At 62.5% G+C, this 11,986-nt stretch carries 8 protein-coding genes; 5 read left to right on the top strand and 3 right to left on the bottom strand.

What is annotated here, in order from left to right; all coding sequences use genetic code 11:
• Positions 1 to 132 precede the first annotated feature (132 nt).
• From panB to PCPL58_RS06240, 5 genes are all read left to right on the top strand, one after another.
• Positions 133 to 933, top strand: a complete 801-nt coding sequence (gene panB / locus PCPL58_RS06260) for a 3-methyl-2-oxobutanoate hydroxymethyltransferase (protein WP_003423024.1) — start codon at positions 133 to 135, stop codon at positions 931 to 933.
• Positions 930 to 1,781 carry a pantoate--beta-alanine ligase gene (gene panC / locus PCPL58_RS06255; RefSeq protein ID WP_004415157.1) on the top strand — a complete coding sequence of 284 codons (852 nt, stop codon included), beginning with the start codon at positions 930 to 932 and terminating at the stop codon, positions 1,779 to 1,781. The genes panB and panC overlap by 4 nt, the downstream gene beginning before the upstream one ends.
• Before the next feature lie 253 nt (positions 1,782 to 2,034).
• Positions 2,035 to 3,699, top strand: coding sequence for a glucose-6-phosphate isomerase (gene pgi / locus PCPL58_RS06250; RefSeq protein WP_017278627.1), 1,665 nt, complete (start codon positions 2,035 to 2,037; stop codon positions 3,697 to 3,699).
• Between the two features lie 383 nt (positions 3,700 to 4,082).
• Positions 4,083 to 4,949: an oxygenase MpaB family protein gene (locus PCPL58_RS06245; RefSeq protein WP_065349051.1), complete on the top strand. Its 867-nt coding sequence runs from the start codon at positions 4,083 to 4,085 to the stop codon at positions 4,947 to 4,949.
• A 107-nt stretch (positions 4,950 to 5,056) separates the two neighbouring features.
• Positions 5,057 to 6,235, top strand: a complete 1,179-nt coding sequence (locus tag PCPL58_RS06240; protein WP_065351008.1) for an acetyl-CoA C-acetyltransferase — start codon at positions 5,057 to 5,059, stop codon at positions 6,233 to 6,235.
• Positions 6,236 to 6,274: 39 nt separating this feature from the next.
• Here the strand turns inward: PCPL58_RS06240 and PCPL58_RS06235 are convergent, their stop codons facing one another.
• Genes PCPL58_RS06235 through ptsP form a run of 3 tightly spaced genes read right to left on the bottom strand, consistent with a single transcriptional unit; the run spans position 6,275 to position 11,841 of the window.
• The gene (locus tag PCPL58_RS06235; protein ID WP_065349050.1) at positions 6,275 to 8,017 is read right to left on the bottom strand and encodes a PTS fructose-like transporter subunit IIB; all 1,743 of its coding nucleotides are present in this window, start codon (positions 8,015 to 8,017) and stop codon (positions 6,275 to 6,277) included.
• Positions 8,018 to 8,029: 12 nt separating this feature from the next.
• The gene (gene pfkB, locus PCPL58_RS06230) at positions 8,030 to 8,971 is read right to left on the bottom strand and encodes a 1-phosphofructokinase (RefSeq protein ID WP_003430696.1); all 942 of its coding nucleotides are present in this window, start codon (positions 8,969 to 8,971) and stop codon (positions 8,030 to 8,032) included.
• A complete protein-coding gene (ptsP, locus tag PCPL58_RS06225; protein ID WP_065349049.1) occupies positions 8,971 to 11,841 on the bottom strand; it encodes a phosphoenolpyruvate--protein phosphotransferase in 2,871 nt (956 codons plus the stop codon). Before ptsP ends, pfkB begins: the two co-directional genes overlap by 1 nt.
• Positions 11,842 to 11,986 lie beyond the last annotated feature (145 nt).

Genomic DNA, 11,986 nt, shown 5'->3' with positions numbered 1-11,986 from the left:
CGCCACACCACAGGCGAACGGACGCGAAACAGGCCTTTGCAAAACACCGCGACACGACGGTGTGCCTGCTTTTCCAGGATGACTCTCACGCGCTGAGCACCCGTCTTCACAGCGCCTGATGGAGGACTTTACATGCCGAACATAACCGTTACGTCGCTGCTGGCCATGAAGCAGAAAGGTGAAAAAATCACCATGCTGACCTGCTACGACGCAACCTTCGCCCACACGGCCTCTCAAGCGGGTGTAGAAGTGCTGCTGATAGGCGACTCGCTGGGCATGGTCCTGCAGGGTCACGACAGCACCCTGCCTGTTACCACGGCTGAAACGGCGTACCACGTTGCGTGTGTGAAACGCGGCAACCAGGGCGCGATGATCCTCGCCGACCTGCCGTTCATGGCCAACGCGACGCTGGAGCAGACCCTGATCAACAGCGCGACGCTGATGCAGGCAGGCGCACACATGATCAAGGTCGAAGGCGCTGCCTGGCTGGCCGAGTCGATCCGTTTGCTTGCCGAGCGCGGCATTCCGGTGTGCGCGCACATGGGTCTGACCCCACAGGCAGTCAACGTGTTGGGTGGCTACAAGGTGCAGGGCCGGCTGGAGGCGCAGGCGCGGCAGATGCGTGCCGATGCAATCGCACTGGAACAGGCGGGCGCAGCGATGATTCTGCTGGAGTGCGTGCCCAGCGAACTGGCCGAGGAAATCACCCAGGCGGTGAAGGTCCCGGTCATCGGTATTGGCGCGGGCAGCGCCACCGACGGGCAGGTCCTGGTGCTGCACGACATGCTCGGCCTATCCATCACCGGACGCGTGCCCAAGTTCGTGAAAAATTTCATGACCGGTCAGCCCGATATCCAGTCGGCTATACGGGCCTACGTGGCCGCGGTCAAAGACGTCAGCTTTCCGGCCACTGAACACGGATTCTCGGCATGAACACAGTAAAAACCGTACAGGACCTGCGCGCCGCTGTCGCGCGGGCACGCAGCGAAGGCAAGCGGATCGCGCTGACCCCGACGATGGGCAACCTGCACAGCGGCCACGCCGCGCTGGTCACCAAGGCCGCGCAGCGTGCCGATTTCGTGGTCGCCACTATTTTCGTCAATCCGCTGCAGTTCGGCCCCAACGAAGACCTGGCCACCTACCCTCGCACGCTGGCTGCCGATCAGGAAAAACTCCTGCAGGCCGGTTGCAACCTGCTGTTCACCCCAAGCGTCGAAGAAATCTATCCGCACGGCATGGCCGACCAGACACTGGTCAGCGTGCCGCACCTGTCGCAAGGCCTGTGTGGCGCCAGCCGTCCCGGCCATTTCGAAGGTGTCGCGACCGTGGTCAGCAAGCTGTTCAACATGGTGCAGCCTGACCTGGCGATCTTTGGTGAAAAAGACTTCCAGCAACTGGCCGTGATTCGGGCCATGGTCCGTGATCTGAACATGCCGATCCAGATTATCGGCGAACCGACGGTGCGCGCCGACGACGGCCTGGCGCTGTCCTCGCGCAACGGTTATCTGAGCGACGATCAGCGCGCCGCTGCACCCGCGCTGTATCAGGCGATCCGCCAGATCGCCGACGCGATCAAGGCCGGCGAGCAGGATTTCGACGCGCTGCTGGCAAGCAAGAAGCAGCAACTGGAGGCTGCCGGTTTTCGTATCGACTACCTGGAGATACGCGATGCCACCAGCCTGCGGGCGACGACTGCCGACAATCACGACCTGGTCATCCTCGCAGCGGCGTTCATGGGCAAAACCCGCTTGATAGACAACCTGCACCTGACCAGAAGCTGACAGGATGTGCGCTGGCAATGAACTAAGACACACCGGTAATGCCATACCGGTACAGGTTGCCTGAACCACAACCGACAGTATTCGAGACCAAACCCCGGTTGCCTGTGTGCGAAAAAGTACCGGGGTCATGTCAGGCGAGGCGCAGACAAACAGGTACGCGAAGGGTAGTCTGCGATGTGTAGCCCGTGAGAAAGCTTGCGACCTCGCTCCAAGAATATCCAAAGACAGAACCAGTTAAAGGAAACCCGCAGCGATGGCGTACTACCGCACTCCTTCCGATGTGACCGCTCTGCCCGCCTGGCAAGCGTTGAACAAACACCGCCAGACCATGCAGAACTTCAGCATGCGCGAAGCGTTCAACACCGACCCGCAGCGCTTCAGCCAATTCACCCTCAGCAGCGCTGGCCTGTTTCTCGATTACTCCAAAAACCTGATCACCACCGAGACCCGCGACCTGTTGGTCAGCCTGGCGGGCGAAGTGGGCCTCAAGGATGCGATCAAGGCTCAGTATGATGGCGAGCTGGTCAACTCATCCGAAGGCCGCCCTGCCCTGCACACCGCTCTGCGCCGCCCGGTCGGCGACAAGTTGAAAGTCAACGGCGTCGATGTGATGCCGGACGTACACCGCGTACTCAATCAGATGACCGAACTGGTCGGCCGCATCCATGACGGCCTGTGGCGCGGTTACACCGAAAAACCGATCACCGACGTGGTGAACATCGGCATCGGCGGCTCGTTCCTCGGCCCGGAGCTGGTCTCCGAAGCGCTGGTGGCCTACGCGCACAAAGGTGTCCGCTGCCATTACCTGGCAAACATCGACGGCAGCGAATTCCATGAGCTGTCGATGAAGATTCGTGCCGAGACCACGCTGTTCATCGTCTCGTCGAAATCCTTCAACACGCTGGAAACCCTCAAAAACGCACAGGCGGCACGTGCCTGGTACTTGGCGCAAGGCGGCTCGGAAGTCGAACTGCATCGCCACTTCATCGCGGTGTCCAGCAACAACGCTGCGGCCGTGGCCTTCGGCATCCGTGAAGAAAACATCTTCCCGATGTGGGACTGGGTCGGCGGTCGCTATTCGCTGTGGTCGGCCATCGGTCTGCCTATCGCGCTGGCCATCGGCATGTCCAACTTCAAGGAACTGCTGTCCGGTGCCTACACCATGGACCAGCATTTCCAGAGCGCGCCGTTCGAGCAGAACATGCCGGTATTGCTGGGCTTGCTGGGCGTCTGGTACGGCAATTTCTGGGGCGCACAAAGCCACGCGATCCTGCCGTACGATCACTACCTGCGTAACATCACCAAGCACCTGCAACAACTGGACATGGAATCCAACGGCAAGAGCGTCCGTCAGGACGGTACGCCGACGTCGACCGACACCGGACCGGTGATCTGGGGCGGCGTGGGTGCCAATGGTCAGCACGCTTACCACCAGTTGCTGCACCAGGGCACGCAGATGATTCCGGCCGATTTCATTGTGCCGATCGTCAGCTTCAACCCGGTTGCCGACCACCACCAGTGGCTGTACGCCAACTGTCTGTCGCAGAGCCAGGCACTGATGATGGGCAAGACCCGCGCAGAAGCCGAAGCAGAACTGCGCGAGAAGGGTATGGACGAACAAGAGGTGCAGAAGCTGGCACCGCACAAGGTCATCCCTGGCAACCGTCCGAGCAACACGCTGGTGGTCGAGCGCATCAGCCCGCGTCGTCTTGGCGCGCTGGTGGCCATGTATGAACACAAGGTGTTCGTGCAGAGCGTGATCTGGGGCACCAACGCCTTCGACCAATGGGGTGTGGAGCTGGGCAAGGAAATGGGCAAAGCGGTGTACCAGCGCCTGACCGGCGGCACCGAAGAGCCGGCTGACGATGCATCGACCCAAGGCCTGATCAACTACTTCCGCGGCCGTCACCGCGGCTGATTGTTTCCCTCTCGTTCCCGCGCTCTGCGCTCAGCGTTACGCAGAAGTCTTGATGAGTAGGGGAAACGGGGCTTTTGTAGGAGCGACCGGGGCGGCGATCTGCCTTGTTCGCGAAGGCGTTATGTCAGACGCAGAAACTTCTGCGGCTGCACAGGGCCCTTTCGCGAACAAGTTCGCTCCCACGCCCTGCGGGCAGAAGCCCTGTACATCATCAGCGGATGTACGCTCTCCTTGTAGGAGCGAACTTGTTCGCGAAAGCTTTATTTCGAGTGATACATCTTTAACGGATGTACCGGCCCTTTCGCAAGCAAGCGAAGGGTCGCACGGTCCGTTACCACAAAAGTCTCTTTGCCGTACTTCCCTCCCCGATGCCCGAGCACGACATGGAATTCATCCGCACCCGCATCGAAAACCAGGTCATCAGCCTCACCGGCCTTGCCCTGGGTCAACTGGATCTGGAAAGCCCCAAGGGCGACCCGGGTCTGTTTGGCCCTCAGGCGGTGTGCTGGGAAGTGCATGGCGATTTCACCAGCATGCTGGTCGGCGGCATCAGCGCATTGATGCTGCAGACTCTGCACCCGCTGGCACTGGCGGGCATCTGGGACCACTCCAACTTTCGTCAGGACATGCTTGGCCGCCTGCGGCGTACCGGGCAGTTTCTTTCCGGCACCACCTACGGCTCAACGCGAGATGCCAACTGGCTGATCGACAAGGTCCGCAACATTCACCTCAACATCGTCGGCACCGCGCCCGATGGCCGGCCGTATGCCGCCAGCGATCCGGATTTGCTGACCTGGGTGCATGTGGCCGAAGTCAGCAGCTTCCTCGCAGCGCATGTGCGCTATCTGAGCCCGGACATGCCGCTCGCCGCTCAGGACGCGTACTACGCTGAAACAGCGCTGGTGGCCGAGCGACTCGGCGCGCGTAACGTTCCGCGCTCGCGTCAGGCCATTGCTGACTACCTGACCGACATTCGCGGCAAACTGGTGTGTGACGCGCGCAGCCGCGAAGTACTGCGCCTGCTGCTCGATGCGCCTGCACCAAACTGGCTGGCCAAGCCGTTTGGCGTGTTGATGATGCGCGCCGGTATCGAGCTGCTGCCGGACTGGGCCAGCGACATGCTCGACGTCACGCAAAGCCCCTTCAAACGCCGAATGATCCGCCTGGGCGTCAACAGTACTGCGCCCATTCTGCGCTGGGCCGTGCGCGACGGATCGGCGCAACGTGCCAGACGCCGCATGGACGTTTGAACGAGGCATGACGGTTTTCGGCAAACCGTGACCGGGCGGTTCACGGTTGGAACCTGTCTGCCTATCTGTGCCACCATGAGCGCTCAATAACAATGAGGATCAGCACCATGCACGACGTCGTTATCGTCGCCGCCACCCGTACCGCCGTGGGCAGTTTTCAGGGCTCACTGGCCTCTGTCGCCGCAGTCGATCTCGGCGCAGCGGTCATTCGTCAATTGCTTGCCCGCACCGGCGTGGACGGCGCGCAGGTCGATGAAGTCATCATGGGTCAGGTGCTGACCGCGGGCGCTGGTCAGAACCCCGCGCGGCAGGCAGCCATCAAGGCCGGCCTGCCCTTCTCGGTACCAGCCATGACCCTGAACAAGGTCTGCGGCTCTGGCCTCAAGGCCCTGCACCTGGCGACCCAGGCGATTCGTTGCGGCGACGCCGAGATCATCATCGCCGGCGGTCAGGAAAACATGAGCCTGTCCAACTACGTGCTGCCGGGCGCACGCACCGGACTGCGCATGGGCCACGCCAGCATGGTCGATACGATGATCACTGACGGCCTGTGGGATGCATTCAATGATTACCACATGGGCATCACTGCCGAGAACCTCGCGCAGCAGTACGACATCAGCCGTGAAGCCCAGGATGAGTTCGCCGCCTTGTCTCAGCAGAAAGCGCTGGCTGCGATTGAAGCCGGACGCTTCGTCGATGAGATCACCCCGATCCTGATCCCGCAGCGCAAGGGTGATCCGCTGTCCTTTGCAACAGACGAGCAGCCCCGCGCCGGCACCACCGCCGAGACCCTGGCCAAGCTCAAGCCTGCCTTCAAAAAGGACGGCACGGTCACTGCCGGCAATGCTTCATCGCTGAACGATGGAGCTGCCGCCGTGATGCTGATGAGTGCTGCCAGAGCCGAGCAACTGGGCTTGCCGGTGCTGGCGCGCATCACCGCCTATGCCAACGCCGGTGTCGACCCGGCCATCATGGGCATCGGCCCGGTCAGTGCCACGCGTCGCTGCCTGGACAAGGCTGGCTGGTCGCTGGCCGATCTGGACCTGATCGAAGCCAACGAAGCCTTTGCCGCACAGTCCCTGTCGGTCGGCAAGGAGCTGGGGCTGGATCCGCAAAAGCTCAACGTGAATGGTGGCGCTATCGCCCTTGGCCACCCGATTGGCGCGTCGGGCTGCCGCGTGCTGGTGACACTGCTGCACGAAATGATCAGGCGCGATGTGAAGAAGGGTCTGGCCACGCTGTGTATCGGTGGTGGTCAGGGGGTTGCTCTGGCGCTCGAACGCTAGAGCAGGAAGAAGGCGCGGGACAGCCCGCGCCTTGCGTTATCAGGCGGCTGCGGGCGCCACTTCCATGTCAGCGGGCTCCGGACGCTTGATCAGCGCGTAGATCACACCGGTCAGCACGCTGCCAGCGATGATCGCCAGCAGATAAAGCAGCGCATGGTTGATCGCGTTGGGGATCAGCATCACGAACAGGCCGCCATGCGGTGCCATCAGCTTGCAGCCGAAGTACATCGACAACGCACCAGTCAGCGCGCCACCCACGACACTGGCCGGAATCACCCGCAACGGGTCCTTGGCAGCGAAGGGGATGGCACCTTCCGAGATGAAGCACAGCCCGAGCACGAACGCCGCCTTGCCTGCCTCACGCTCGCTCTGGGCGAACTTGCGGCGAGCCAGGATCGTGGCGATGCCCATACCGATGGGCGGCACCATACCGGCAGCCATGGCGGTGGCCATCGGCGCGTAGCTCTGGGACGCCAGCAAACCGACCGAGAACGCATAGGACGCCTTGTTGATCGGCCCACCGAGGTCGACGCACATCATTGCGCCCAGCACCACGCCCAACAGGATCGCGTTGGTGGTGCCCATGCTGTCGAGGAAGTGCGTCAACGCTTCGAGCATCCCGGCAACCGGCTTGCCGACCACGTAGATCATCACCAGACCGGTGAACAGGCTCGACAGCAGCGGGATGATCAGAATCGGCTTGAGCGCTTCGACGCTGGCCGGCAGACGTGCGTAGCGGTTAATCGCGGCAGCACTGTAACCGGCCAGAAAGCCTGCAACGATACCGCCAATGAACCCGGCACCCAGCGTACTCGCCAACAGACCACCGATCATGCCGGGTGCCAGCCCCGGACGGTCAGCAATCGAATAGGCGATGTAACCGGCCAGCAACGGCACCATCAGTTTGAACGCCGCTTCCCCACCGATCTGCATCAGTGCCGCAGCCAGCGTGCCCGGCTCTTTGAACGCGGTGATACCGAACACGAAGGAAAGAGCGATCAACAGCCCGCCCGCCACGACCATCGGCAGCATGAACGACACGCCGGTCAGAAGGTGCTTGTAGACGCCCGTCTTTTCTTGTCTGGCGGGTGACTTGGCGGTGGCCTCATCGGATTCCACCTGCCCTTCCGCCAAGGCTTTTTTCAGGGTCGCCTCGGACTGCTTGAGGGCGATCCCGGTGCCGCAACGGTAGATCTTCTTGCCGGCAAAGCGGTCGGTATTGACCTCGATATCCGCCGCCAGCAGCACCACGCCGGCATCGGCGATGGCCTTGGCGCTGAGCGGGTTGCGCGCACCGACCGAACCCTGGGTTTCGACTTGCAGGTCGTAATTCAGACGCTTGGCAGCCTGCTGGATCGCTTCGGCCGCCATGAACGTGTGCGCGACGCCGGTCGGACAAGCCGTGATCGCAACGATGCGCGGTTGCGCGCCCGTATCACCGCTTGCCTGAGGCACCGCTGCGTCGGACGCCACATGCACCTGCGCTTCTCGCTCGGCGCGCTGCAGAAAACTGTCGACATCCTGCAACGCATGCGCAGGCGAATCCTGAAACAGGCGTTTGCCGACAAAGCGGCTCAGGTCCACCGGACCGGTATTGACCACCAGGACAAGATCGGCGGCTTCGATGTCCTGAGCGGACAAGTGCTGATCGGCCTTATTGGGATCGATGATTTCGACGCTGGTTTCCCAGCCCTGGCGCAGGGCCGCCGCTTCGAGCAATCGTGCGCTGAGTACGCTGCTGACCTTGCCGTTCGGGCAGGCCGTAACTATGGCTAACTTCATGACGATCCTCTCTTATTGTTCTGAAAGGCTGCGTACAGTGACGCCGCCTTCAAGCCGTTTGAGTTGCGCGGCATCGGTGATACCGAAACCGATCTGGGTCACCGCCATGGCGGCAATCGCTGTGGCAGTGCGCAAGGTCTTCTGCGGCTCTTGACCGCTGATCAAGCCGTGCACCATGCCTGCCAGCAGCGAGTCACCCGCACCGACCGTACTGGCCACAGTAACCTTGGGCGGCAGTGAATGCAGTGCCACGCTCGGGCTGAACCAGTGCACGCCTTCGGAGCCTTGAGAGATCACCACATGCTCGATGCCCTGCGCCTGCAAACGCGCAGCCGCCTCGGCTTGTGCAGCGATGGAGATGATCGGAGCGTCGAGCGCATCAGCCAGCTCTTCGGTATTGGGTTTGATCAGCCAGGGCCCGGCCTTCAGACCGGCACGCAAGGCCAGACCACTGCTGTCCAGCGCCACTTTCAGACCGAGGTCCTTGAGCATCAGCAACAGTTTTTGCAGCCACTCCGGCGTGACACCGCGCGGCAGACTGCCCGCCACGACCACCACGTCGAAACCCTGAGCGATCTGTTCAACGCGAGTGAACAGCGCTTGCTGCGCCTCTTCACTGACCTGGGGGCCCGGGCCGTTCAAGTCGGTGATGCGGCCACTGCCTTCGGCCAGCTTGATGTTGCTGCGCGTTTCGCCCGGCACCCGGACAAACTCGTCGACGAACTGACGGCGCTCGAACAACGCCTCGAACGCTTGCTGATTATCGACACCGAGAAAACCGGCAACGGTCAGGTCATGGCCCAGATCAGCCAGCACCTGCGCCACATTCAGGCCTTTGCCCGCGGCGTGAGTGAGCATCGCCGTGCTGCGGTTGACCTGGCCCAGCTCCAACTGCCCCAACTGCACAGTCAGGTCCAGCGCCGGGTTCATGGTCAGGGTAAGAATCTTCGCCATTACACAGCCTCCACAAGCGCGCGGACTTCAGCGGCGCTGCCCGCCGTCAGCGCATTTTGCGCCAGTTGCTGAGCGCTGCTCAGGGTCAGTTCACGTACGCAGGCCTTGACCTCGCCAATGCTGCGCGCCGAAACACTCAATTCATCCACGCCCAGACCGACCAGAATCGGCACGGCCAGCGGGTCTGCAGCCAGCTCACCGCACACGCCCACCCATTTGCCGTTGGCATGCGCAGCGCGCACGGTCATGTCGATCAGTTGCAGCACCGACGGGTGCAGGCCGTCAGCCTGGGCCGACAGCGTCGGGTGGCCGCGGTCGATGGCCATGGTGTATTGCGTCAGGTCATTGGTGCCGATGCTGAAGAAGTCCACTTCCTTCGCCAGCACCGGAGCGATCAGCGCCGCCGATGGCACCTCGATCATGATCCCCAGTTGCAGGTCGCTGACCGGAATTTCCTCGCGCAGGCGCTGGGTCATGTCCCGCGCCTGACGCCACTCTTCAAGCGTGCCAATCATCGGGAACATGATGCGCAGCGGGCCGCTGTCTGCCGAACGCAACAGGGCGCGAAGCTGGCTTTCCATGACGTCAGGGCGCTGCAGGGTAAGACGGATACCGCGAACGCCGAGGAACGGGTTTTCCTCTTTGGCGATCGGCCAGTAAGGCAGCGGCTTGTCGCCACCGACGTCCAGCGTACGCACCACCAGCGGACGCCCGCCCAGATCGGTCAGCACGCGGCGGTATTCAGCTTCCTGCGTAGCTTCATCGGGCGCCTGGGAATGCGCCATGAACAGCAGTTCGGTACGCAGCAGGCCGACGCCTTCCGCGCCCTGCTCCACGGCGGCCGGTGTGCCGGTGCTGTCGCCGATATTGGCGAAAACTTCGACAGCATGACCATCGCGCGTCACGGCGGGCTCCATGCGTGCTTCGGCTGCCGCCTTGAGACGCTGCTCACGCGCGTCACGGTCCTGAACTGCGCGCTGCAGAGTCGCCTCGTCAGGCGCGACGGTTAGCCGTCCACGCTGGCTGTCGAGCAGCAGTACGGTGCCCGGCTTGAGCAGCAACACTTCATCACCAGCCCCTACCAGTGCAGGAATGCCCAGCGCACGCGCCACGATGGCGCTGTGCGCGGTGGCACCGCCACGTGCGGTAAGAATACCGGCGACCTGCGCCGGGTCGAGACGGGCAACGTCGGACGGGCCGACTTCGTCCATCACCAGAATGTAGGGTTCGTCCGGGGCCGCAACGGTTTCGACGCCACAGATCTGCGCCAGTACGCGGCGACCGACGTCACGCAGGTCTGCGGCGCGCTCGGCCAGCAACGCGTCCTGTAGCTGTTCCTGCTGAACGGCAGCGGTCTCGATGACCGTGGCCCACGCAGCCGCCGCGCTTTCGTCGTTATTGAGGCGCACCTCGACTTCGTTGGTCAGTTCCGGGTCTTCGAGCATCTCCTGGTGGGTGATGAAGATTTCCCGGATGGCCTTTGATTTGCTGCGCTGAATGAGATTTTCGATATCGCTGCGCACTTCGCCAATCGCCTTGTGCAAGCGCTCGCGCTCGGCAGCCACCGACTCACCCCGCTGGGGATAATCGAAGCTTTGCAGCACTTGAATATGCGCCGGCCCCATAGCAATGCCCGGTGAAGCAGAAACGGCCTGCAACACGCTGCCTGCTGGCGGAGCGCTGAGCGGTTTGACAGCCGCCGGGGCCGGCGCTGGCGCAGCCTCGGTCTGCGAGACAGCAGGCAAGGGTTCCACTTCCTCGCCCAGACCTTGCTCAACGGCAGCGATCAGGGCTGGCAACGCGTCGTCGGCGATGCTCGGCTCGGCAATGAATTCCAGCGTCTGACCACGGCGCGCACCGAGGCTGAGCAGCTTGCTCAGGCTCTTGGCCGACACGGCGGCTTCGCCGGTTTCCAGCACACGCATGCGGATCTCGCCGTCAAACTCCTTGGCCAACTGCGCCAGTATCTTCGCCGGGCGAGCGTGCAGGCCATGGGCGTTGGCCAGCTGAATCTGCCGGGTCGGCCACTCGGCGGGCAGTTCGCCGCCGAGCGCTTCCAGCACGGCGCGACTGTTGGTGGCGTGACCCAACTCGTGGCCACGGCCCTCGATCAGCAACAGACACAGACGCTCGAGCAGCGCCTGATGCGCCTCACCGAGGCTGGCCAGACAGAACAGACCGGTCAGCGGCTGACCCAGGTAGCGCATGGGTTTGTCGGGGGTGACGAACGCCAGACCGGGACGCTTGACGGTTTGCTCGCTGTGCAGCCACCAGAGGCCATCACCCAGCGACAACGCTTCCACTTGCTGGAGCACAGCGGCAAAACCGTTACTCACGCAGTCGGCCTTGCGCAACAGGCGTGCGCCGCGCCAGACCAGTTCTTCGAAATCGTCGGCTGAAACGCCGAGGCTGATCATCTGGGCGTCGAGTGCCAGTTCCTGCGGAGCGCCCTGCAATAGCTTGAGCAGGTCTTCCGGGGTCTTCGCTTCGCGCAGCGCCTGGCCGAGGTCCTCTTCACCCAGTGCGCGCGTCAGCAGTTGCAGCAAACGCAAGTGCTCGTCGGATTTGGCAGCGATACCAATCGCCAGGTAAACCATTTGTCCGTCGCCCCAGTCCACCCCTTCGGGGAACTGCATCAGACGCACACCGGTGGTGAACACCAGGTCGCGGGTTTCGGGTGTACCGTGTGGGATGGCGATGCCCTGGCCGAGAAAGGTCGAGCCTTGCTGCTCACGGTTCATCAGCCCGGTGAGGTAGCCCTCGGCAACCAGACCATCAGCGACCAGGTGGTCGGCAATCAGCTTAAGTGCGGCAGTTTTATCCACAGCCGACTGGGCCATGGATATTTGCTCCAGAGTGAGTTCGAGCATTGCCTTGACTCCTGTGCAGCGCCAAGGCGCCACCTGATTCTTGTTTTAATGACGATCACGTGATCGACAGCTTAGGGGGGATGAGGGTGATATCTTTCCGAGCATCGTATCGGACATCACTTTCATCTCGATTGCAGCAGACAAC

It is taken from the genome of Pseudomonas cerasi (genome assembly GCF_900074915.1).
Classification (GTDB): Bacteria; Pseudomonadota; Gammaproteobacteria; order Pseudomonadales; family Pseudomonadaceae; genus Aquipseudomonas; species Aquipseudomonas cerasi.
The sequence above is the reverse complement of the archived record's forward strand: the minus strand, read 5'-3'. Positions and strand labels throughout refer to the sequence as shown.